The sequence below is a fragment of the Pseudomonas sp. A-RE-19 genome (assembly GCF_019956555.1).
GTDB lineage: Bacteria > Pseudomonadota > Gammaproteobacteria > Pseudomonadales > Pseudomonadaceae > Aquipseudomonas.
In genome coordinates, this window is the sequence record NZ_JAHBDQ010000072.1 from 12939 (window position 1) to 37620 (window position 24682).

Consider the following 24682-nt stretch of genomic DNA (forward strand, 5'->3'; position numbering starts at 1 on the left):
TTGAGCCAAGTCTCGCAGGATTGTGCAATGCGTCGGCAGAAATCGACTAACGACGATCGTGGCGCGCCGCCTAATCTTGGATCCTGTCGCAGCCCGTCCCCGGCTGCCACTGAATGACCTGGGAGGGTTGAACATGTCTACGCAAATCCCCGTCAGTCATATGGCCTTCGTTCGCGCCCGCGCCGGGCGTTCGGCAGAACTCGGTGCGCGCCTGAGCGCCTTGATCGAGCCGTCGCGCAACGCGCCGGGTTGCCTGAGCTTCGCCCTGCAGCACTCGCAATGCGATCCAGAGCTGTGGCTTGTGTCCGGTTTCTGGGCCAACCAACAGGCCATGACCGCTTACTTCGGCAGCCCGGCGATGCAGATTTTTGCCGAGCTGGTGCAAGAGCTGGTGGTCAACAGCCTGGATTTCCATACCTTCAAGGATGTCTCGGCGGCCCAGGCCCTCGGCCAGTCCCAGTCAGCGGTACACAAACTCGCCGGTTGAGGGTTTAATGGCGTCATTCTCCATTAGCCAGGATCCGCGACATGGCACGTAAAGCCTTTGAACACTTCGAAGCCGTTTCAGCAGTAGTTCCGTGTGAGGGCGGTTACCACGCCGCGATTGCCGTCAAAGCCCTTGGTGGTGCCGGTGCCCCGCGTTTTCACAAAGTGCTGGAAGGCCAGACTTTCAAGACCGCTCATGAAGCCGACGAGGCCGCGGCCAAAGAGCTGACCCACCTCAAAGACGTCAAAGAAGACGCCGACCTGCTCTGGTAATCACTTGACCGCCCCTGGGCGGAACATCTTGAACAATGCCTCTGGCCCCAGCTGAAAGTAGTCCGCCGGCCCGCCGCCGCGCAGAATCGGTTCTGCCGCGGCGGTGTCGTATACCCCATCCTCCAACAGCCACTTGGCGATATGCACGGCGACCACTTCGCCGAGGATCAGCCAGCTTGGCACTACTTCCTTGTTTGCGCGCTGCAACTGAATGATCTGCGTGACCTTGCACTCGAAGGACACCGGGCTTTCGGCGACCCGTGGCACCTGAATGATTTTCGACGCGGCGGTGGTCAGCCCGGACAGTTCGAATTCGTTGACCTCGGGCCCGACCATGGCGCAGCTCTGATTCATCTGCTCGGCCAGCGGCCGGGTCGCCAGGTTCCAGGCGAATTCGCCGGTCTGTTCGATGTTGTTCAGACTGTCTTTGCGCCCGACGCTGGAAAAACCAATGATTGGCGGGATGTAGTTGAAGGCATTGAAAAAGCTGTAGGGCGCCAGGTTCAGGCGACCGTTGGCGTCCTGGGAAGAAATCCAGCCGATAGGGCGCGGGCCGACGATGGCGTTGAACGGGTCATGTGGCAGGCCGTGGCCGTTGGCGGGTTCGTAGAAATGGATGTCGTCGGGCATGGACGGGGTTCCTGAGGCTTTGTTTCGGGATCGATCATAGTGCAAGGACGAGCGGGTTATTTCCAGCGATGAGATCTAATGTGGGAGCGAGCCTGCTCGCGATAGCTCACTGACATTCAAAAGAGATGTTGCCTGTGACGTCGCCATCGCGAGCAGGCTCGCTCCCACAGGGTTTTGTGTCGATGCCGGCATTTTGCTTTGCTTCAGAAATGACTAAGGCCGATCAAGACCGGGCTATCAGGTGGTGAGATTAATCGCGCTCTTTTGCGTGCGTGACAGATTTTTCATACTGCACTTACCTATTTTTCACTGCCTCGCCTTCAGTCTGCGCAACGGCCAATAACCTGAAAAAACGGTCGCCATGAATACTGGAGCTCACCTTGCATGAATAAACTTCCTCAGATCACCCTCGCGTTCTGGATCATGAAAATCTGCGCGACGACCCTGGGTGAAACCGCGGGGGATTTGCTGTCGATGACCCTAAACGTCGGTTACGCCATCAGTTCGCTGATCCTGATCAGCGTGTTCGTGCTGACGCTGGTCACGCAGTTGATGTCCAAAACCTACAAGCCGGTGCTGTACTGGATCGTGATTCTGTCGACCAGCACGGCCGGTACCACCATGTCCGACTTCATGGACCGCACCCTTGAATTGGGTTACGCCACCGGTTCGATGATCCTGATTGCGATTTTGCTGGGGATTTTCGCGGCCTGGCGCTTGAGCGGCGATTCGCTGAACGTCACCAAGGTCCAGACCTTCCGTGGCGAGATGTTCTACTGGATGGCGATTCTGTTTTCCAACACCTTGGGCACGGCACTCGGCGATTACCTGGCCGACGACTCGGGGCTGGGGTTTGCCGGTGGCGCGCTACTGATCGGTTCGACTATCGCGCTGGTGGTGCTGTTGAAATACTTCACGAAAATTTCGTCGGTGTTGCTGTTCTGGTTGGCGTTCGTGCTGACGCGGCCATTCGGCGCGACCTTGGGCGACTTCCTGACCAAACCCCATGAAAAGGGCGGCCTGGATTTCGGCACCATCGGCTCGTCGCTGGTGTTGGCGGGGATTCTGGTGGTGATGATCGCGGGGGCTTCTTACGTGCAGAACAAGTACGCGAAGCAGGAAGTTGCCGAGTTGTCTTGAGACCGAAGTGCGGCCATCGCGAGCAGGCTCGCTCCCACATTGGATCTGTGTACACCGACCCTTGTGGGAGCGAGCCTGCTCGCGATGGGGCCTTAACAGCCTCCATCAATGTTGCTGTCAGTCGGTCTCGATCCGCGAATGCTTGCGGGTGTCTTTCATGGTCACGTACACCAGCAACGACACCGCGATGCACGCGGTGACATACCAGTAGTAACCGGTTTCCATACCGATGCTCTTGAACCACAGCGCGATGTATTCAGCGGTACCGCCGAAGATCGACACGGTCAGCGCGTACGGCAGGCCAACACCCAGTGCACGGATTTCGGTCGGGAACAGTTCGGCTTTAACCACCGCGTTGATCGAGGTGTAGCCGCTGACGATGATCAGCGCCGCCATGATCAGGAAGAACGCGCCCCACCAGGTCTGGACGGTGTGCAGGGTGGTCAGGATCGGCACCGTGAACAGTGTTCCGAGAACACCGAAGGCGATCAGGATCGGCCGACGACCGACTTTATCCGACAGCCCGCCGATGATCGGTTGCAGGCACATGAACAGGAACAACGTCGCCGCGGAAATGGTGGTGGAGTCAGTGATGCTCATGCCGACGGTGTTCACCAGGTATTTTTGCATGTACGTGGTGTAGGTGTAGAACGCCAGCGTGCCGCCCATGGTCAGGCCGACCACGGTCATCAGTTCCTTGGGATGACGCAGCAAGGTGCGCATGGCGCTTTCCTTGGATTTTTCTTTCTTGGTGAACGACTCGGTTTCTTCCATGCCACGACGCAGGTACAGCGCGACCACGGCACACAGCGCGCCGATGGCGAACGGGATGCGCCAGCCCCAGGCGTACAGCTGCTCGGTGGTCAGGGTCTGTTGCAACACGATCAACACCGCCAGGGCGATGAGCTGGCCGGAGATCAGGGTCACGTACTGGAAACTGGAGTAAAAGCCGCGACGTTCCTTGGTCGCCATCTCGCTGAGGTAAGTCGCCGAGGTGCCGTACTCACCCCCGACCGACAAACCTTGCAGCAGGCGGGCGAACACCAGCAGGATCGGCGCGCCGATGCCGATGGTTTCATAGTTCGGGCTCAGGGCGATCAGCAGCGAACCGAAGCACATCAGGTACACCGATGCCATCAACGCACGTTTGCGACCGGCGCGGTCGGCGTAGAGGCCCATGAGCCAGCCACCGATCGGACGCATCAGGAAGCCCACGGCGAAGATCGCAGCGGTATTCATCAATTGCGCGGTGGAGGAGCCAGCGGGGAAAAAGGTCTTGGCGAAGTACAGGGAGAAGGCGGCGTAGACGTACCAGTCGTACCACTCGACCATGTTGCCGACAGAGCCGCTGAAGATCGATTTGATGCGGCTGGCGGTGGTTCTTTCTTTAGCCGGCACGGCGGCCGACCCAAGGGGCAGGGCGTTGGAGTTATCCATTGAAGGATCCTTCGTTTAATTGTTTTTGTGGAGCGCGTTAAAACGCAGCCTGCTGGGGCTATAGCAGGAGCTGTGCCAAAGGGAGGAGGGCCGGTTTAGAGGGGGTAGCGGGTTTTATTGAGCGGAAATCCGCTTATTCAGGATCGGGCGCGAGCGGAAATCCGCTTATAGAGTCATGGGGCTCTTTGCTTGTGCCGGCCTCATCGCGAGCAGGCTCGCTCCCACAATGGTCCTGCGTACACCAATCTACTGTGGGAGCGAGCCTGCTCGCGATGAGGCCGGCACAGGCACCACAAATCAGCTGTCCTGCAAAAACATCTCGCGGCTCAACCCATGCCGCTGCATCTTTTCATTAAAGGTACGACGCGGCAGTTGCAGTTCTTCAAGCACCGCTTTCACATCACCTTTATGTCGGGTCAGTGCCGCGCGCAAGCAATGCGCTTCGAAGGCTTCTTGCTGCGCCGCCAGCGACTGTCCGGGATCGATCCCCACCGGCTCCGGCTCGCCCAGGCCCAGCACTTGTCGTTCGGCGACGTTCGCCAGTTCGCGCACATTGCCCGGCCAGTCGTGGCTCAGCAGATGGCTCAGTTGCGGCCCGCTCAAGGGCGCAAAGGTGCGACCCAAACGCTCGGCGGCACTTTGCGCGAAGAACTCGAACAGCAGGGGAATGTCTTCACGGCGATCGCGCAATGGCGGCAGCCGTAATTCGGCGACGTTCAATCGATAGGCCAGATCTTCGCGAAAGCGTCCGGCCCGGGCTTCATCCAGCAAGTCGGGTTTGGTCGCGGCGATGATCCGCAAGTCCACGTGGATGCTCTGGTTGGAACCCAATCGCTCGAGTTTCTGTTCCTGCAACACCCGCAGCAATTTCACCTGCTGGGCCAGCGGCATGCTTTCGATTTCATCGAGAAACAGCGTGCCGCCATCGGCGTATTCGAGCTTGCCGATGCGTTTGCCCTGGGCGCCGGTGAACGCACCACTCTCATGGCCGAACAGTTCGGCCTCGAACAACTGCTCGGGAATCGCCGCGCAGTTCAGCGCCACGAAGGGCTTGTCCGCGCGGGGACCGAAGTCGTGCAGGCAGCGGGCAACCAATTCCTTGCCACTGCCGGTTTCGCCCCGGATCAGCACATTGACCGGCAGCGTCGCCAGGTCCAGCACCTGCCGACGCAGCGTCTGCAAACCCCGGGACACTCCCAGCAGGGTGGCATCGAGTTTGGCGCGATTGTCCGCCTGCTCGTGCAGGGCACGGTTTTCCAGGACCAGCCGGCGCTTGTCCAGCGCGCGGCGCAAGCTGCTCAACAGGGTTTCGGGGCTGAAAGGTTTTTCGAGGAAATCATAGGCGCCGTCGCGCATCGCTTCGACGGCCATCGGCACATCGCCGTGCCCGGTCAGCAAGATCACCGGCAAGTCGGCATCGCGGCGCTGGACTTCGGCCAATAGCTCAAGCCCGGTCATGCCGGGCATGCGCACGTCGCTGAGGATCACCCCGGGGAAATGCTTCGGCAGTTGCGCCAGGCACTCGTCGGCGCGACTGAACAGCTGCACTTCGAACCCCGACAGGCTCAGCCACTGTTCGACGGCGCTGCGGATGCTGCTTTCGTCATCGACCACCATCACCGAATTGAGCATCAGCCAGGTACCTCCAGATCAATGGGCAACGTCAGGGTGAACACCGCGCCGTTTTCACCATTATCGGCACTCAAGCGCCCGCCCGCTTCGTGAGCGATGGCGAACGAGACGGCCAACCCGAGGCCCAGGCCATCGCCCACCGGTTTGGTGGTGAAGAACGGATCGAACACATTCCCCAGGTTCTCTTCGGCAATGCCGCCACCGTTGTCGGAAACGCTCAGGCGCCACAATTGTTCATCGGCTTCGAGGCGGATTTCCAGACGTTTGCAGGGTTTGTCGTGCATCGCATCCAGCGCATTACGCAGTAGATTGATCAACACCTGTTCCAGACGAATCGCATCGCCACGCACCCAGGCCGGGCGAGTCAGATGCAACACGGTGCTGACGTGCTCGTCACGCAGGCGCGCATCGAGCAACTGCAAGGATTGATCGACCACCGCCGCCAGGTCCAGCCGTTCGCGCAGGCCGCTGGGGCTTTTGCGGGCGAAGGTTTTCAGGTGGCCGGTGAGGGCGGCCATGCGCGTGAGCATGTCGTCCACCGGTTTGAGCGCCTTGTAGGCATCGTCGACCCGACCGTGATCGAGCAGCAGCCTCAGAGTAGCAAGCTGCATGCGCTGGGCGGTCAGCGGCTGATTGATTTCATGGGCCAGCGCCGCGGACATCTGGCCGAGGGCGGCGAGTTTGGCCGATTGCACCAACCCGTCCTGGGCGGTGCGCAGATCGCGGGTGCGTTCTTCCACCAATTGTTCAAGTTCTTCGCGGCTGCGCTGGCGCATCTTCGCCAGGCGCCAGCGCTGATTGAGGAACAGCAACAGAAACACCAGCGTCAGCCAGGCGCCGGCGGCGGCGAGCCCGGCGTTGCGGCTGTCTTCGAACGCGACCTGCGGGCGACGCAACAGGTGCAGCGTCCAGCCTTCGGCGGCCAGCGGCAGCGATTCCCACAGGTAATCCGCCGTCCCGTCGGGGCCATCGACCCGGGTCAGCGCACTGTTGTCGTCGAAATGCCGCAGCGCTTGATAGTCAAGCGGGGTCAGCGGTTGTTTGTCGTATTGGCGGGTGGCCTTGAGTTCGGCGCGGTCGCTGTCGCTCAGGGGTTTCAATTGGCGATAGCGCCAGCCGGGCTGATTGGCGATGAAAATGATCCCGCGGGCGTCGCTGACCAGCAATGTATCGCTGCCCTGGCGCCATTCGCGCTCCAGTTCCGGAAATTCGAGTTTCACCACCATGGCGCCGATGAACTCACCACTGTCGCTGGTCACCGCACTGGACAGGAAGTAGCCGGGAATCCCGCTGGTCACACCCACCGCATAAAAGCGCCCGGTGCCCTGGGTGCGGGTCTGGCTGAAGTAGGGGCGAAAGCCGTAATTGTGGCCAACGTAACTGCTGGGCAGGCGCCAATTGCTGGCGGCAATGGCGAGGCCGGTTCGGTCGAGCAACTCCAGGGTCGAGGAGTGCGCGGCGCCGTTGATTTTCTCCAGTTTGCGGTTCAGCGCAAGCTGCTGCTCGGGGCTGACTTCACCGTTTAGCGCGTCACGCAGTTCCGGGTCCAGGGCCAACACGGCGGGCAGGGCACGGTAGCGGTCGATCAGGGTGTGCAGCGAGTTCGCGTACAGCGCCAGTTGCTGATTGGCGCGTGCGGCGTCTTCCACCAGAGCCTGGCGTTCGGCGTGGCGGATGGCCAGGGTCGCGGCGAGCACCGCACCGGCGATGATCAGCAGGGTATATAGCGACAGGCGCAGAGTACGGGAAGTCGGCAGCATGCTGTGGGAAACAGGTTGAAGGATGGGCGGGCACCATACCATGGGCCCGCACATCCTTCGTCCCGGCATGACATGTTCAGACCGAAGAAAATTTACTCGATCGAGAGCGCAACATGGTTTGGGTATAGGCCAATTCGTTAGTCACCTCTTTCGTAGCCTGCCAAAGGCTCTGGATAGAGTCGCCAGCGCTTTCTCCAAAAAGGCTGAACGTGTGCATCGCGGTGACGCCTGTCGCGTTGAAACTTTCTTCGAGCTCAATCATGTTGGTGTTTATGGCATTGATCAGCTTCGATAAATTATTGTCGGCCTTGTCTATTTTTTCCTGGGAAAGCTCAGTGCCGGCCCCGGCGGTTTCGTGAATGATTTCCACGGCTCCAGCGACAGCGTTGACAGTGGCGCTGAGTTCGCTGGCCACCTGCGGCACTGTTCCTTTCAAGATAAAACCGACACCGGTCGTGGTCAGTTCTTTGGCACCTTTGAGCATATTTTTTTTGGAACTGAAATTCATGTTCTGGTATTTCTGTTGAATATAGTTCGGGAGCTCCATTGTCTTGTATTCGGCCTTCATGATTATTTTTTCCGGGGACAATTTACTGCCTTTCAATTTGACAGAGGCACTGGCTCCCGTTTGTTCCGCAACATAGTCCACCGCCATGCTGACCGCTTTTTTTGCACTGAAACCCATTGCCACGCCCACCACATTGCCGACACCAGGTGCGACAGCTCCCAGAGCCTGGGCTCCAATTCCGACTCCGATCCCTACTCCATAACTCAAAACCTGACCTGTCAGATGTATGGCGGTTCGACGAGCAGCGGAGGCGGCGTACTCTGAGGGCGAACGGTGATTCAGAATCTGCTGTTGCGCGTCCAGTGCACGGCGTTTCGACATGCCCAATATCTTGATGTGCCGATTGATGTTGGCCGAGAGCGCGTCTTTCGCTCGTCGTGGAGCGTTTCTTTCTCGGCGTCGCTGATGACTTTGCGCTTCTGAAGCCGCGATTCTGCCGATGCCCGCATCCAATGCGGAGAGCGACGGCCATTTGCTTTCACCCTCCCTGTCGATGTAAGCAATCGGATTGTTACCCACCATCGCATACAGATTCAGCCCGTCCACATCTCCCGCCGGATCGGCACTGACCCAGCGTTGCAACCAGGGTGCGTAATAACGAGCGCCGTAGTAATACAACCCGCTGACATCCATTTCTTTGCCTGAATAGCGAATAGTCTTGTAATCAGCCTCCACCACCGAGCGTGCGGCTCTCCAGGCCGTACCGCCGTAGGGGTAATAGAACTCAAGACTGATGAGCGCTCCGGAACGGTCCAGTTCCAGGGAGCAAGACCCCAGATGATCTTCGAGGCTATAGCGCAGTTGATTGGCTTCTATGTCGGCGGGCTGGCCACTGACCCAATGCAGGCAGCGGGCCCCCGGCAGTACGATGACATGCAGCAGATGACCATCGCTGCGCGTGTGAATTTCCAGCCCGGGGAGGTAGCGCACTTCACGACGATGAGTGACGGACCGGGTGTGACTCACCTGGTATTTGCAGACCCGCTCACCCTGGCTGTAGTGATAGATTTCTTCGTCGTCGGGCAGGCCATTACTGTGTTGCAACAAGGTCACTTTGGCCAGTTGATCGTGAGTGTTCCAGGTCAGGGGTTGGGTACCCGATTGCAATTGCAGCTGGTTGCCGTGAGGGTCGAAAAGCTCGTCGAATATCGGCTCCGGATCGCCTTCCTCCCAACGCACCCCACGGTTACTGGCAGGGTCGATATACATTCGGTGCGTGAAGGAATTGCCGTCGCGTATATGGCGCAGCTCGATCAGGTTGTTGCCCAAGTCATATTCATAGTGTTCGGTGTAGCGGTAGCGACGGCCCGGATCAATGGGCTGGATCAGCTCCGGCAGTCCGGGTTGCAGGTGGGGTGTTTGCGCCTCGAACCCGCTGGCGCTGTGCAATCGGTACAGTGAGTCATAGGTGAAATCACGGTGCCCGTCGACCCGTTGGTTGGCGAAGTACACCGTACTGAGGGTGTGATCCTCAATGCGCAGGACATTGCCCACCCTGTCGTAAAAGTACGCGAGGTCTTGCCGTAACGCTTCGCCGGGTTTGCCGGCCTTGAGGGTGGTCAGGCGGCCGTCGGCCGGGTCGTAAGTCCAGGTGCCGACAACACCGTTGCCGGCGGTTTGCGCCTCGATCTGGCCGGCAGCATTGTAGTGTCGGTCTTGCAGAACAGGTTGCGGTTGGGACGCATCCTTGAGCTCAAGCACGATGTCCTTGAGTATCCCGGCGACGTCGTAGCGCGAATGCTGGCGGTGGCCGACGGCATCGGTCTGAGTCAGCAATTGCTCCGTAGCGCTGTAGTGCCAGGCACTGGTATGGGCACTGGCGTCGGGGAAGGTACGGGTTTCTTTGAGGGGCAGGCCTTGCACAGTGAAACTGTCGAGCGCCACCGTTCCCGACGGATCTTCCAGTTTGATCATCTGTCCGCGCAGGTTATACGCGGGATCGCCCCTCTCATCGGCAAAGGTGAACTGCTCGACGGTGACCCGTGGCTGTCCCGAAGGTTGCTCGTGCAGTGCCACGGGGCGTAACTGTTGGTCGTAATCAGTCTGCCAGTAGGTGTTGCGTTGATCCCAGCCCTGCTGTTCTTCGCCTGCCAATCCGGGCAGGCTCAAGCGCCAGCCGGTGTCGACGCTGTCGACCTTCAGTGGTTGCCCGGACAGGCTATAGAGGGTGGTCAGGTTGGCTTTGGGCGCTGTGCCGAACAGCCGTGGATCCCACTGTTCAATCCACCGTCCGGCGGGGTCATGCCGCTGGCGGGTGATGAGTGTTTCCAGCGTCCCACCAGCGACTTTGCGCAAGTAGGCTACCTGACGAACCGGTAACCCCCGGCAGTCATTGGCTACGATGTCAGGTGTGCGCAGATGCACAGATCCGCTCATTGCACTGGCCCGGCAAGAGTCATTGATCAATTCAGGCCGCCTTTTGCGTGGCTTTTTGTGTGACGTGATGGCGGTATCTGTTTAACGTAAGCTTGGTACTGCCAATGTCTTCCAACGCCCGTTCCTTGAAGTGTTGAAGTTTCCCCTGCTTAACCATTCTTGAGTTTTCGGCGCCGACTCGTCCGAGTCCAAGGTCAATCAGATAATCCAGGCCGTAGTGTCTTTCCTCATAAAACGCGTTGATCTCCAGCGCTGCAAAATTCGCATTGATCATGGCGGCAACGCTGAGCGTCGTTTCACTCAACTGATCCAGCGTCGACTCAATCTCATTGATTTCCTGGGCGTACAGACCTTCTTCGGCCCTGCTTCCATCCTCTGCCACTTTTGCCATTGCAAAGGCTTCTCCCACTCCCGGTATATAAGCACCGACCGTTTTGGATACCAGCGTGATCGAGTTTTCTATCAATTCATCGCCTGTGGGCGCGCGAAAAAAACGGTTGGATGGGGTTGATGTTGCTAGCCCTGTTCTTTCTTTAAGGGTGTCGGTGCTGAAAGCGGAAGGATCCGGCACGACCGGTGTATTGAGTTTCAGGGGAGCCATCAGGGTTGCATACAAGCCAGTGCTTTCATCAGCGACCCGATTGCCCAACAACATTCCGGACAGGGCGCCCGACAGATGCGGATTGGCATCGCTGAAGTCGGGAAACAAGCCGGCCGCTGTTCCGGCCGCATGAAATGACGTGTACCAGCCGACAGGAATACTGCCGGCTTGATAGACGAAGTTTTTCAGAATGTTCAATCGGAATAGGGTCGGATGGGAAAGATCATCGAGCTGCTTGTTCAGAGTATTCATTGCGTGGTGAACACTGGATAGAAATTTGAAACCACTGACGATTTCTCTCTTCAATTCGCTGGGTGTTTTGCTTTCGCCCTGTTCATCGAAATAGTTCAGTGGATTATTACCGACAAACCCGTACAGGTTCAGCCCGTCCACATCCCCCGCCGGATCGGCGCTGATCCAACGCTGCAACCACGGCGCGTAGTAACGCGCGCCGTAGTAGTACAAGCCGCTGGCATCCATTTCCTTGCCCGAATAGCGCACGGTTTTGTAACGGACCTCCAACACCGAGTGCGCCGCCATCCACGCGGTGGCACCGAACGGGTAATAACCTTCGTGGCTGATCAGCGATGCCTGTTGATCCAGTTCCATCAGGCAGGAGCCCAAGTGGTCATCCAGGCTGTAACGCAGTTGATCGGCCTCGATGCCTGCCGGTTTGCCGACGAGCCAATGCAGGCAGCGGATGCCACCCAGGATAATCACATGCAGCACCTCACCGTTGTCCCGGGTGCGGATCTCCAGGCCCGGCAAATAGCGCACTTCGTGAAAGTGGCGGGTGGTGGCGGTATGGGTTTCATGGCGTTTGTAGACCCGCGCGCCCTGGCTGTAGCGGTAATGTTCTTCGTCATCGGGACCATCGTCGCGATGAACCAGGATCACCGACTCCAGCTGATCACGAGCATTCCAGCGCAGGTCTTGCCCCGGCTGCAAGGCTTGAAGGTTGCCATGGCGGTCGAACAGTTTGTCGAATTGCGGGTCGGGATCGCTCGACGTCCAGCGCACGCCACGGTTGCTGGCAGGGTCGATGAACATCTGGCGGGTATGGCTGGCACCCTCGCGCACATGGATGAGTTTGATCAGGTTGCCGCCGGGATCGTATTCATACGTTTGGGTGTAGTTGCGCCGATCCTGAGGGTCTGTCGGCTGCGGCAGGCCCGGGATGTCTGAGGGAGGGCCATCGTCATAACCGCTGGCGCTGTGCAGTCGATACAGCGAGTCGTACCTGAACTCGCGGTGCCCGTCGACCCGCTGATTGGCGAAATGGCGGGGCGTGAAGACATGGTCGAGGATGCGGGTGATGTGGCCTGCCCGGTCGTAAACGTATTCGAAGTCCTGAAGCGCCGGCTGCTGATCTTTTTGCGCGCATTGCCGCTGCAGACGCGCATCGGCCGGGTCGTAGCTCCAGCGGCTGATCACGCCATTGCCCGCCTGTTGCTCGATGACTTGCCCTGCGGCGTTGTACTGCGCCTCCTGCAACACCGACTGCCAACCGGGTTGCCCGTTAATCTTCAGCTGCACCTGTTTGAGTTGTCCGGCGAGGTCGTAGCACAACTGTTGCCGGTGGTCACCGGCATCGATCTGTTCCAGAACGGCACCCAGGGGGCTGTAGGTGCGGCGGCTGGCAAAGGCCTTGGCATCGTGAAAGGTGCGGGTTTCGCGCAGCGGCTGACCTGGCAGGCCGTAGCTGTCGAAGCGCAATGTGCCCGATGGGTCCCGTTGTTCGAGCAACCGGCCGCGCAGGTTGTGGCCGGCGTCGGCTGCGGTATTGGCGTAAGTGAAGGTTTCGACGTCTGGTTGTGCGTTTTCCTCGACGGTCACCACCCGCAACTGATCATCGTAGGTCGTGCGCCAATGACTGCCCCGGGCGTCCCAGCGTTGCAGCGCCTGCCCGGCCAGCCCCGGCAGGCTCAAACGCCAGCCGGCATCGACGCTGTCGACTTTCAAGGGGGCACGGCCCAACCCATGAACGGTGGCGAGGTTGGGTCTGGACAGGCGCGGACCCCATTGTGCTACCAGGCGTCCGGCCGCATCGTATTGCTGGCGGGTTACCTGGGCAGCCGCCGTTTCACTGGCGATGGTGCGCAGATACGCGATCTGGCGAATCGGCAGGCCGCGACTGTCACGCACCGTGAGCGAGGGCGTGCGTCGATAAACACTGGCAGTCATGGGCGCGACGCCTGCGGTTCCGTGGACGGCGGCGGCTCATACGTGTCGTTAAAGTCTTCGCTGATGTGGTACCAGGGATGATAGGTCTCGCGGGAGAAATACCCTTTGGCATTGATCAGTTTGATCGGCCGGCCTGACACGTCATAGAACAGTTGATCGAAATAGCCCAGTTCATGCAGGGAATGGTCGTCGACGTAGCCATGGGTATCGGCGAAAAACGGCCGGAACTGTCGAACCGGCAGACCTTTATTGTTGTATTCGACCCGTTCGCTGATGCGCCAGCGCGGGTCGGCGAGCACCTCGAGAAACTGGCCATTCTCGATGATCAGCTTGCCGTCGGCATCCACCGCATAGGCCATGCCGGGCTCGACCAGCTGCTGGGTTTGCAGCGCCCGGCCAAAGCCGTCCACGCAGGCTTTGACGATCTGGATCTGTGCCGGTACAGGGTCATCGGGATAACGGTCGGCGCTGAGGATGAGGCTGTGCACCGGCTCGCGATGAACTGTCGCGATGAGCTCGCTCAACGTTTGCTCCGACGCGGTCAGGTCGGTGCCTTGCTGCAACCGCTGACGGGCGCTGGTGCAGATGTGCCCGCTGGGCAGGACATCACCGTTCGCGATCCATTCGGCGAGTTGTTCGGGGCTGACGGAAGGCGGCACCTGGCCCATCCAGCTGAACAAGTCCTTACGCAACGTACTGGCCGCTTTTTGTATGGCATCCACCGGGTTTTCGATCGCCGGATCCGGACGATGATCCTCCGGGCGCACGAAATCGCTCAGCGGTTTGAAGCCAACGGCGCTGCCATTTTCGGTGCCGTAAAAACTGATCGCCAGAGGCTGCCCGGACGGTTCGTAAATCGCTTCCTGAACATTGTCGTTGGCATCGATGATGCGCACCGGTTGCAGCGCGTGGTAGTCATATTCGACCCGGGTCGTGCAGCCATCCGGCAGTTCGACGCTGATGATCGCCAGACAGTAGGGATCGTATTCGGCCTTGGTCACTCCGTGGCTCGGGGTCTCGTGGTATTCACGCACCGTGTAAAAACCATCGAGGCCGTCGTACTTGGCGAAACCGTAGTGGGCGGACCACAAGTCGCCTGTTGGAGACGGCGTTTCGAACAACAATGGCATCGGCGTGTAACCGATGCTGGCCAGTTCGACCCGGATGTCAAAGGGCGGCGGCAGGATGCTGTAAGCGTCCAGCGCCGTCTTGTCCAGTTGGGCCACCTCCTGCGGGCCGGCCAGGGCTTCGAATTCGGCCTGGCCATCGGGCAGAAGTGACTGATCGTCAGTCTTGAGATAACGCTGTACCGACTGTTGGGTCAGCACCCGCAGGGCATCCCACTGCTCAGAATCCTGATGCTTGGTCAGCTCCTCAAACGAGATCCACTCAGGATCAAGCCCGTCGGGCAGCGACCCTTTGGGCATGATCAACGCATTGGCGCGCTGCTGCCATGGCAAGCCCAATCGCCACTGCTGCGGATCGGTATCCAGGTCGATGAACCGGGCGCGGGTTTCGCTCAGGTAAAAGGACTGCTGAGCCTCGTCATGGGCGTCCCGCCACCACTGTTGTTCGTCGGGGTCGGTAAAGGGCGGCGTGTCCGATTCGGTTTGGCGGCGCGCATAGCTGATGGTCATTGAGTGCGTGGGCAAACCGTATTTGCTCCAGCGCAGATTGATTTCATGCTGGCACAAAGGGTCGTCGATAAATTGTTCGTACTGGTAGCTGATCTTCTCTACCAGTAGCGGCAGGATGATCGCATCGGGGTAGTGGTCACCTTTAGGTCGCACTTGGCGAGCCATGTAGCGATACTCTTCGACCGAGTAAGGTTTTGCCGTGAGCGGGTCGTCTTCGCCCGCGTAGGTTTCGACGCGCATGATCGTCCCGGACATCCCGCGGGCGATTTCGTACTTGATGGTTTCGTCGGGCGGCGTGACCGGCACATCGTACTCGTCGTTGGCGTGATAATGGCTGAGCAATGTCCCACCTAGCGCAAAGGCCTCAGTGTCCTTGTCGAAATAGCCATCACGTGGCCTGTCCATGAACTGACCGATAACGAACCAGCTACAAACCCGCATTTGTGCCGTGAAGCCGATGTCATCATCACCCGTGGCGCTTTCGCTGTCGGTCTGTTCCAAATGGCCAAAGCCCCGGTATTCACGAGCAAGCGGGTCGTAATAACCCTCGCGGTATTTGAACCCTTGGTTCAGGCAGTTACCGGTGATTTCGTCCAGTTGCAGTTGCCGACTGACAACTTGCACAGTGAGCGGCAAAAAGCACACCGGGACTTCCAGCGGTTTTGCAAGGAGCCGTTCCTGCTTTTCATCCAGCCATTCCTGTGCCGAGCTGCGATAGACGACGCGGGAGCTGCATCCCATGTTGTTGTTGCTGGACGTGATCAGGTAGGGCTTGGCCGAGACAAAATCGTAGTGCCAGTGACGGGTCTTCATGTGCGGCACCGTCAGGATCAGGCTGGCACAGCCCAGGCCTTGCAGGTCGGCGAACGAGACCTCGCACAGTCGGTCGTATCGCACGTCTTCAGGCCAGGGAACGCTGATCGGGTCCTTCTCCAGGCCTTTGCCGCCACGGTTCAGGTAAATATCGAACCCATCGGAATTCAGGTAGATCAATGCCGGTGCGCCGGACCCGTCGAGGTCGGCGATCCGCACCCGTGCGGCATCGAACGCCTCGTATTTGAATACAGGCCCACTGAGCACCCGCCCTTTACCGAACTTGCCGTGTCCCAGATTAGGCCAGCATTTGATTTCGTCGTGGCGAATGCGGCATAGCTCGGTCGTGTCGCTGCCCAGCAGGTTGCCCAGAAATACCAGTTCACTGGAGACATTGCTGAACAAGGGAAGCGGGTCATCATCCCCTGGCTCATGGAGCACTTCTTCAGCCTGTTCGAAGCCGTCCTCCAGATTGTTGGGGTAAAAGCGCACGGAGCGTGGCCCGATCACTGCCAACGAGAGCAGCCCCTCGCCAGCCAGGTCGCCCAGCTGTGAGTACGTACTGAAAAACTCTATCGGGAACTGGGCAAAGGTCTTGAATTCGGCCCACGTGCGATCCGCATTCAACGTGCGGAAACCACTCAAGCCCGGTTGGGCCGTGATCCAGTCGAGACGGCCGTCACCGGTCAGATCGGTCAGTATTTGAAGCGCGGGTTTATTGCGGTTCGCGACCGGAATCTTGTCCAGGGCTTGCCACGGGCTGTAGCCGATGTCATCCGGCCCCGATGCGGCGCGCAATGGTTCCCGGTAGTACCAGCATTGGTCATAGCGGCAGAGAAAGCCCGGCAGGCCTTCGCCATAAAGGTCGACGCACTGGTAGAAACCGCCATCCTCGATGCCCGGCATGTTGTCCGCCTCGAACAACCGCACAGGCGTTTCATTGATGCTGAAAGGTGAATGCTCGAACTGCACCGGCGGGGTGTTTTCCACGGTGCCGCTGGCATCCCAGGCCTGATAGTGGGCGGAGGTGATCTGGCTGTAGCTCCATTGCGCCGAGTGCTCGTTGTACTTGAGCAGCAGCCGTCGGACCAGCACCGGTTCGGCGCCCAGCCTGGCGGGAAAGTGATGAAACATCAGCACCTGCTGGCAGAGCCGGCGTGTACCCACTTCATAACCATGGCCAAAGGTCGAAAAGGCATCCGGACGGGTTAGCCAGGGCTGCAGAGTGTCGCCGTCATAGACAGGTTTTTCGGTCAGCGAAACGGTGCGTTCACCGTAGTCGAACAGCACATGAAAATGCCAATCCAGATCAGCCGGGCTTTCGACTGTCCAGGTGTACAGATCCCGGCTGGCCTTGAAGTTACCGTACAACACCCGGTGCAGGTAACGCTGGGCGCGGTAGTCATGGGCGGGGTCGGGGTCGGGGTCTTGGTCGTCGGCCTTGTACTCGAAACAAATATGCTCGCCGTGGGCGGTCATGCTCTCGCAAAGCAGCCAGGTCCCCACACGTAGTGGATCCTCTGGATCCGCTACGCGCGAATCCGCTGTTTTGCCGTACATATGCAATGAGCCATCGGGGCCGTACACCAGCCAGAAAACAGGCTTTTGCTCGTCCGGCGCCTGGGTGACAGGCTGCCAGCGTTCCCTGATGGAAAAAACGCTTTCGACCTCTGGCGAATAGCGCACCACCGAGTGCGGCCCGATGTCCTTTCCGTTGAACTTACTTTCGAGCCGGGACTTGATCGTGCCGTCGTCATTGCGTTCGGGCATGCATATCTGCGCATCGTGGCCAATGATTTCGTCATCATCGCCATAGCGCGGCACACCTTTGTTGGTCCGGCGACGGATTTCACCGTTGCCCAGATTCCAGCCAATACCAAACGGGCCGTTGCCGGACTGACTGCTGTAAGTCAGTGACAGCTGTGGGTCAGCACCACGCCCGCTGGAAATGGGCAGGGGCAGCTGAAACGACGCCTCGCCGGTCGGGCCCACGGAGCTCCAGCTCTTGCCGATCGTGGCGATCGATGAGCTTTTTGCGATGGACGGCGTCGTGATGCTGAGGTCTTGATCGGCCATGGTTTCATCCAATGCACACGCGGTGGGCGTGGGTGGATAAACGCTATCAAGATAGAGCTGAAACGTAACCTGTCAGATCTGACAGGTAGAACGGCTTTTTCTAGAACGAATGGGTTGACCGAAGCGGCTGCTTAGATCGAAATCGATATGCAAAAAAAGGCCGGGTCGTCTGAATAGACGGCCCGGCCTTTTCGGTAGCGGGGGAGGCGCTTACTGCACTTCTACCGCCAGGCTTTCACTGATCTTTTTCTGCCAGATCGCAGGACCGGTGATGTGTACCGACTCGCCTTTGCTGTCGACCGCAACGGTCACAGGCATGTCTTTGACGTCGAACTCGTAGATCGCTTCCATGCCCAGTTCGGCGAAAGCTACCACGCGGGATTTCTTGATGGCTTGCGCCACCAGGTAAGCCGCGCCGCCGACCGCCATCAGGTAAACGGCTTTGTGGTCCTTGATCGCTTCGATCGCGGTAGGGCCGCGCTCGGATTTGCCGATCATGCCCAACAGGCCGGTTTGCTCGAGGATCTGACGGGTGAACTTGTCCATCCGCGTCGCGGTGGTTGGACCTGCCGGGCCGACCACTTCGTCACCGACCGGATCGACCGGGCCGACGTAGTAGATAAAACGACCTTTCAGATCCACCGGCAGGGTTTCACCCTTGTTCAGCATCTCGACCATGCGCTTGTGCGCGGCGTCGCGACCGGTGAGCATTTTGCCGTTGAGCAGGACGGTTTCGCCCGGCTTCCAGCTCTGCACTTCTTCCGGGGTCAGGGTGTCGAGGTTGACGCGACGGGCCGACGGGCCGGCTTCCCAGACGATTTCCGGGTAGGCGTCCAGCGGTGGCGCTTCCAGCGAGGCCGGGCCGGAACCGTCGAGCACGAAGTGCGCGTGACGGGTGGCGGCGCAGTTGGGGATCATGCACACCGGCAGGGACGCGGCGTGGGTCGGGTAATCCATGATCTTCACGTCGAGCACGGTGGTCAGGCCACCCAGGCCCTGGGCGCCGATGCCCAGTTGGTTGACCTTCTCGAACAGCTCCAGGCGCATCTCTTCGATACGGTTGGACGGGCCGCGCTTCTTCAGCTCGTGAATGTCGATGGATTCCATCAACACTTCCTTGGCCATGACGGCGGCTTTCTCGGCGGTGCCGCCGATGCCGATGCCCAGCATGCCCGGTGGGCACCAGCCGGCGCCCATTTCCGGAACGGTCTTCAGTACCCAGTCGACGATCGAGTCGGACGGGTTGAGCATGGCCATTTTCGACTTGTTCTCGGAACCGCCGCCCTTGGCCGCCACGTCCACTTCCACGGTGTTACCCGGAACGATGGAGTAGTGGATAACGGCCGGGGTGTTGTCCTTGGTGTTTTTACGAGCGCCCGCCGGGTCGGCGAGGATCGAGGCACGCAGGACGTTTTCCGGCAGGTTGTAAGCCCGGCGCACGCCTTCGTTGATCATGTCGTCCAGGCCCATGGTGGCGCCATCCCAACGTACGTCCATGCCCACACGCACGAACACGGTAACGATGCCGGTGTCCTGGCAGATCGGGCGGTGGCCGGTGGCGCACATGCGCGAGTTGATCAGGATCTGCGCCATGGAATCGCGAGCTGCCGGCGATTCTTCACGCAGGTAGGCCTCGTGCATCGCCTGTATGAAATCCACGGGGTGGTAGTAGGAAATGAATTGCAGGGCGTCGGCAACGCTCTGAATCAGGTCGTCTTGCTTGATCACGGTCATGAGTCGCGCTCCTCTAAAAGACGGGAACATTCAATAAGGTGCTTGCAGCTTGGGTGCATCGGTCGGTTGCAAGCACCTTTCAAGGCACGCCGGGCATGCTGGCGCGACGCTAAAAAGGCGCGGCAGTATACCGCGCCTCGATGGCGGGCACATCCGTTGACAGTCAAACGTTGGTCGCATAGGTCGGTGTTGGCTGTCGTGCCCCGATACTTGTCGTGGCTCCTTGAGGTAATGGGTGTACCTCAACCTCTGTAGGAGCTGCCGCAGGCTGCGATCTTTTGACTTTGCTCTTTTTTGACGTTGCCGAAGGCAGATCAAAAGATCGCAGCCTGCGGCAGCTCCTACAGGGGAAGTGGGTCATCGTTCTGACGCCATTTTTATGCCCCTAAAATTGAATGGTCATTTATCAGACACGCCACTAAAGTGGCATTCGGTCTGTAGAGTAGGACACTCCGACAGCCTCCTTTTCCACGGTGAATCAACGATTGACCCATAACGCCATCCAGCGGCTTTTGCTTAAACGCTTTGCCCTCGCAGCCGGCACCTACGCCCTGGCTTTGCTGTTGCTGTGGCTGGCGTTTTTCACCGGTCATTACCAAGAGACCGTTACCGGCATGGCCATTGGCAGCGCGTTGGTGGTGTTCAGCCAGGCGGTGTTGTTCACGGTGTTCTCCAGCGGCTGCAACCTGCGTTTTTCCGACCCGAGCCTGACCGAAGTGCAAATACTGCTGGGGCTGGGTTGGCAGACCTGGCTGATTGCCCATCTGGACGGGGCGCGCAGTGTGTTTCTGGTGTTTTACCTGCTGATTCTGTTGTTCGGATTGTTTCATCTTTCGCGCACGGCGTTCGTGCGGTGCGCCTCGCTGGTGTTTTTCAGTTTCAGTGCAATCACGTTGTGGGAGGGTTACCACTTCCAGCTACCCGACCCGACGCTGGCCCTGTTGCAGGTGTGCGTGCTGTTTGTGGTACTGGTCTGGCTGGTGCTCTATGCCGGTTATGTACACACGTCGCGCCAGCGCATGCGTCAGCGCCGGTTCGCCTTGCAGGCGCATCAGGACACCCTGCGCGGGATGATGCGCCAGCTCGAAGACCTGGTAGCCACCGACGAACTCACCGGGCTGTTCAACCGCCGACATTTCCTGCGTCTGGCCGCCCGCGAATTGAATGCGATGGAAACCGATGTGGTGCATGGCCTGGCGCTGATCGACCTTGACCACTTCAAACGCATCAACGATGTTCACGGCCATGCCGCCGGCGATCAGGTGCTGCAAGCGTTTGCCGGGGTGGCCACCGCCTGCCTGCGCGATGGCGATGTTCTGGCTCGCTATGGCGGTGAAGAATTTGTGGTGCTATTGCCCGATTGCGATCCCGAACGCCTGACGGCTTGCTGCGAACGCTTGCGCATTGCCTTCACGGATGTCGAGTTGATCGGCCTCAATGTGCGCAGCCTCAGCCTGTCGGTGGGCATGACGTTATTGACGCTTGAGGACGATCTGGATGAGGCCTTGCAGCGCGCCGATCAGGCGCTGTATCGGGCCAAACGTGATGGCCGTAACCGTTGTGCGGCGGCCTGGGAGAATGTCGATGCCTGAATTACGGGTCGGCGAACGCCAATGGTCGGTGGCTGCGGGTAGCAACCTGCTCGATGCCTTGAATCAAAATGGCGTGTCGGTGCCCTATAGCTGTCGCGCGGGCAGTTGCCATGCGTGCCTGGTCAAATGTGTCGAGGGCTTGCCCAGCGACAGCCGTCCCGATGCCCTGAGCAATGAGCAGCGTCAGCAGGGTTGGCGCCTGGCCTGCCAGTGCCAGGTGGTCGAGAATCTGCAAGTCGAAACCTTTGATCCGGTGCGTGATGGGCTCGCCGCTCAGGTGGCCGCCAATGATTGGCTGAGCCCCTGCGTCTTGCGTTTGCGCCTGACCTGCGAGCGACCGTTGCGCTATCAGGCGGGGCAGCATCTGGTGTTGTGGGCGGGTCAGGTTGCGCGGCCGTATTCACTGGCCAGCCTGCCGGAAGAAGACCGTTTCCTGGAATTCCATCTCGATTGTCGCCAGCTGGGGGAATTCAGCGATGCGGCGCGTTGCTTGAAAATCGGCGATCCGATCCGCCTCGGTGAGTTGCGCGGCGGGGCACTGCATTACGACCCGGACTGGCACACCCGACCGCTCTGGTTGCTGGCGGCCGGCACCGGTCTGGGCCCGTTGTTCGGTATTTTGCGCGAAGCGCTGCGTCAGGATCACCAGGGCGCCATCCGTGTCATTCACCTGGCCCATGACGCAGATGAGCATTATCTGGCCAAACCCCTGCAAGCCATGGCTGCCAGCCGTGAGAACCTGACGGTCGAGCTCTGGACCGCGGCCGAGTTGCCCGCGGCGTTGGCGCAGCTACGGCTTGTTTCGCGGCAAACCCTGGCCTTGGTCTGCGGAGCTCCCGACAGCGTCGACGCCTTTGCCCGGCGCCTGTACCTGGCCGGCTTGCCGCGCAATCAACTGCTGGCGGATGTGTTTCTACCCCGTGGTTGACGGTACTGGCCTCTTCGCGGGCAAGCCTCGCTCCTACAAGGGTTGCGACTGTCCACAAAATCGAATTTCAATACAAAACCTGTAGGAGCGAGGCTTGCCCGCGAAGGCGTCAAACCAGACAACACATTTCCAGGATCAGAATGCAAAAAGCCCCGCCATTCACATGGCGGGGCTTTTATTTTTCAGCGCTCGATCACTCAGACCATCGGGTCGCCAACGTGCAGGATTTTCATCCCGTTGGTGCCGCCGGTGGTGTGGTAGCTGTCGCCCTTGGTCAGGATGACCCAGTCGCCTTTCTCCACAACGCCGCGTTTGAGCAACTCGTCGATCGCGGCCTGGCTGACTTGCTCAGGCGGCAGCGATGCCGGGTCGAACGGTACGGTGTAGACGCCACGGAACATGGCCGCGCGGGCCTGGGTTTCGCGGTGCGGGGAGAACGCGTAGATCGGCACCGAAGAACGGATGCGCGACATGATCAACGGCGTGTAACCACTTTCGGTCAAGGCGATGATCGCCTTCACGCCCGGGAAGTGGTTGGCGGTGTACATGGCCGCCAGGGCGATGCTCTGGTCGCAGCTTTCGAAGACCTTGCCGATGCGGTGGCTGGAGGTCTTGCTGGTCGGGTGCTTTTCAGCGCCGATGCAGATACGCGCCATGGCCTGTACGGCTTCCAGCGGATACAAACCGGCAGCACTTTCAGCCGAGAGCATCACGGCGTCGGTGTAGTCGAGTACGGCGTTGGCTACGTCGGACACTTCGGCGCGGGTCGGCATCGGGTTCTGGATCATCGACTCCATCATCTGGGTCGCGACGATCACAGCCTTGTTGTGGCGGCGTGCGTGCAGAATGATTTTCTTCTGAATACCCACCAGCTCGGCGTCGCCGATTTCCACACCCAGGTCACCACGGGCCACCATCACCGCGTCGGAGGCCTTGATCAGGCCGTCGAGGGTTTCGTCGTCGGCCACGGCTTCGGCGCGTTCGATCTTCGCCACCAGCCAGGCAGTACCGCCGGCTTCGTCGCGCAGTTGACGGGCGTATTCCATGTCGGCGGCGTCACGCGGGAAGGATACCGCGAGGTAGTCGACTTCCATTTCCGCAGCGAGCTTGATGTCGGCCTTGTCTTTTTCGGTCAGGGCCGGAGCGGTCAGGCCGCCACCGCGACGGTTGATGCCTTTGTGGTCCGACAGCGGGCCGCCGATGGTCACGGTGCAGTGCAGCTCGGTGGCGGTGGCGGTATCGACGCGCATGACCACACGGCCGTCGTCGAGCAGCAGCTCGTCGCCCACGCCGCAGTCTTTCACCAGATCCGGGTAGTCGATGCCGACCACTTGCTGGTTGCCTTCGGTCAACGGATGGCTGGTGGAGAAGGTGAACTGGTCACCGATCTTCAGCTCGATCTTCTTGTTGGCGAATTTGGCGATACGAATTTTCGGGCCTTGCAGGTCACCCAGCAGGGCGACGAAGCGGCCGTGCTTGGCAGCGAGGTCACGCACCAGCTTCGCGCGAGCCTTGTGCTCGTCGGGGGTGCCGTGGGAGAAGTTCAGACGGGCGACGTCCAGGCCAGCCAGAATCAGCTGTTCAAGAACTTCCGGCGAGTTACTGGCCGGGCCAAGGGTAGCGACGATTTTGGTACGACGGACGGACATGCAAAGACTCCTGAGTTCAAGCGCTAGCAGAGGCTACTATGGTCTTTGGGTGTAGTCATTGTTCGTTTGCACTACTTAATGCTTTCTTTATTGAACCCCCAACAACTTTGCTGCAACCCATCCTGAAGATTTCCGTCAGCGGGTCGATACAGAGCGCAAGACAGGAGATCCCCCTATGCGATTCGTGCTCATTGCCGTCCTTGCCCTCAGTGTTGTGGGCTGCACCCGTTGGTCGATGAACCATCATTTGAATAATGCCTACAGCGCCTATGACCGTGGCAACTGCGAGCAGGTGATGCTCGAACTGTCCAAGGTCGAACGTGATAGCCGTGCGCGGCCGTATGTGTGGCCGGAAGTGTCGATGATGCGCGGCCAGTGCCTGGAACGACAAAAGCTGTTTATTGATGCGGCCCAGACTTACGAGTTCATCATTGCGTCCTACCCGCAAAGCGAATACGCCTACCGCGCCCGCGCCCGTCTGGAAACCTTGCAGAGCCTTGGGCATTACCCGACTCGCAGCGCGGCGGTCGTGCGCCCGACCCGGTTCTGATTGAAGCGGCTGGCTGACCGGCGGCGGTGAGCTATAGTCGAATAAATCGATTTAGAGCCTTGTTTCTAATTCGAGGTAACACCTGTGATCGGCAGCAGTAAGCGACAGCGTAGGGATGGACTGTCGCACCAGGATCGGGGAGAGCGCGGCTTATGCTTATAAAGCAATAGAGCAGGCCCGTTCCGAAGCATTAGTGCGGCCCTGCTTAAGGGCCTTGCGTAGCGAAATCAACATGTTCACTGACCGCCGGATCGAGCGGCATCAACTGCCGTATTTTCTCAAAGTGTTCAACAGCGTTACCGACAAGCCCATTGGCTTTCTGGGCAATCTGTCCGAGGACGGGCTGATGTTGATCAGCCAGTTGCCGATAATGGTGGGCGCCGATTTTAATCTGCGCCTGAAAATCCCCATGGAGGGAAATTGTCAGCAGGTGATCGACCTCAATGCCTGTTGCCTGTGGTGTCACGAAGACGCAACCCCCCACCACTATGACGCCGGCTTCAGCCTGCAACGGGCACCGCCGGAATATGGGCAATTGGTGGAGGCGTTGAAGCAGTACTTCAGTTTTCAGCCGTTGCCTGCCTCTGCCTGAAGGTTGCGGCGGCTTCACAATCGT

16 protein-coding genes are annotated in these 24682 nt (G+C 59.5%); 7 read left to right on the forward strand and 9 right to left on the reverse strand.

Annotated features, from left to right (window positions below; translation table 11 throughout):
* Window positions 1–133 precede the first annotated feature (133 nt).
* On the forward strand, window positions 134–487 hold the full coding sequence (locus KGB14_RS27570; RefSeq protein ID WP_223490667.1) for a putative quinol monooxygenase: 354 nt from the start codon (window positions 134–136) through the stop codon (window positions 485–487).
* Between the two features lie 41 nt (window positions 488–528).
* On the forward strand, window positions 529–759 hold the full coding sequence (locus KGB14_RS27575) for a hypothetical protein (RefSeq protein ID WP_223490669.1): 231 nt from the start codon (window positions 529–531) through the stop codon (window positions 757–759).
* Here KGB14_RS27575 and KGB14_RS27580 read toward each other — a convergent pair whose 3' ends face one another.
* Complete coding sequence (locus KGB14_RS27580; protein ID WP_223490671.1) at window positions 760–1389, reverse strand: flavin reductase family protein; 630 nt, start codon at window positions 1387–1389, stop codon at window positions 760–762. It abuts the gene before it with no gap.
* 384 nt (window positions 1390–1773) lie between these two features.
* Between KGB14_RS27580 and KGB14_RS27585 the strand changes: the two genes are divergently transcribed.
* Window positions 1774–2529 (forward strand): hypothetical protein, encoded by a 756-nt coding sequence (locus KGB14_RS27585; RefSeq protein ID WP_223490673.1) that lies wholly within the window; start codon window positions 1774–1776, stop codon window positions 2527–2529.
* A gap of 117 nt (window positions 2530–2646) precedes the next feature.
* Here KGB14_RS27585 and KGB14_RS27590 read toward each other — a convergent pair whose 3' ends face one another.
* From KGB14_RS27590 to KGB14_RS27620, 7 genes are all read right to left on the reverse strand, one after another.
* The gene (locus KGB14_RS27590; RefSeq protein ID WP_223490675.1) at window positions 2647–3966 is read right to left on the reverse strand and encodes an MFS transporter; all 1320 of its coding nucleotides are present in this window, start codon (window positions 3964–3966) and stop codon (window positions 2647–2649) included.
* Window positions 3967–4263: 297 nt separating this feature from the next.
* Window positions 4264–5598 (reverse strand): sigma-54-dependent transcriptional regulator, encoded by a 1335-nt coding sequence (locus KGB14_RS27595; protein WP_223490677.1) that lies wholly within the window; start codon window positions 5596–5598, stop codon window positions 4264–4266.
* Complete coding sequence (locus KGB14_RS27600) at window positions 5598–7358, reverse strand: ATP-binding protein (RefSeq protein WP_223490679.1); 1761 nt, start codon at window positions 7356–7358, stop codon at window positions 5598–5600. Before KGB14_RS27600 ends, KGB14_RS27595 begins: the two co-directional genes overlap by 1 nt.
* Before the next feature lie 76 nt (window positions 7359–7434).
* Entirely contained in the window at window positions 7435–10035 is a 2601-nt protein-coding gene (locus tag KGB14_RS27605) for an RHS repeat-associated core domain-containing protein (protein WP_223490681.1), read from the reverse strand.
* 298 nt (window positions 10036–10333) lie between these two features.
* The gene (locus KGB14_RS27610; protein WP_223490684.1) at window positions 10334–13087 is read right to left on the reverse strand and encodes an RHS repeat domain-containing protein; all 2754 of its coding nucleotides are present in this window, start codon (window positions 13085–13087) and stop codon (window positions 10334–10336) included.
* Window positions 13084–17613, reverse strand: coding sequence for a SpvB/TcaC N-terminal domain-containing protein (locus KGB14_RS27615; protein ID WP_223490687.1), 4530 nt, complete (start codon window positions 17611–17613; stop codon window positions 13084–13086). Before KGB14_RS27615 ends, KGB14_RS27610 begins: the two co-directional genes overlap by 4 nt.
* A gap of 210 nt (window positions 17614–17823) precedes the next feature.
* Entirely contained in the window at window positions 17824–19347 is a 1524-nt protein-coding gene (locus KGB14_RS27620; RefSeq protein ID WP_052964313.1) for a fumarate hydratase, read from the reverse strand.
* Between the two features lie 485 nt (window positions 19348–19832).
* Here KGB14_RS27620 and KGB14_RS27625 point away from each other — a divergent pair, with 485 nt between their 5' ends.
* The gene (locus KGB14_RS27625) at window positions 19833–20939 is read left to right on the forward strand and encodes a GGDEF domain-containing protein (protein ID WP_223490690.1); all 1107 of its coding nucleotides are present in this window, start codon (window positions 19833–19835) and stop codon (window positions 20937–20939) included.
* Entirely contained in the window at window positions 20932–21867 is a 936-nt protein-coding gene (locus KGB14_RS27630; RefSeq protein WP_223490692.1) for an iron-sulfur-binding ferredoxin reductase, read from the forward strand. The genes KGB14_RS27625 and KGB14_RS27630 overlap by 8 nt, the downstream gene beginning before the upstream one ends.
* 197 nt (window positions 21868–22064) lie before the next feature.
* On the opposite strand, the gene pyk is transcribed toward KGB14_RS27630, so the two are convergent.
* Window positions 22065–23516: a pyruvate kinase gene (gene pyk / locus KGB14_RS27635; protein WP_223490694.1), complete on the reverse strand. Its 1452-nt coding sequence runs from the start codon at window positions 23514–23516 to the stop codon at window positions 22065–22067.
* A gap of 175 nt (window positions 23517–23691) precedes the next feature.
* On the opposite strand from pyk, the gene KGB14_RS27640 reads away from it, so the two are divergent.
* Window positions 23692–24066: a tetratricopeptide repeat protein gene (locus KGB14_RS27640; protein ID WP_223490696.1), complete on the forward strand. Its 375-nt coding sequence runs from the start codon at window positions 23692–23694 to the stop codon at window positions 24064–24066.
* Between the two features lie 232 nt (window positions 24067–24298).
* Window positions 24299–24658 (forward strand): PilZ domain-containing protein, encoded by a 360-nt coding sequence (locus KGB14_RS27645; RefSeq protein ID WP_223490698.1) that lies wholly within the window; start codon window positions 24299–24301, stop codon window positions 24656–24658.
* Window positions 24659–24682 lie beyond the last annotated feature (24 nt).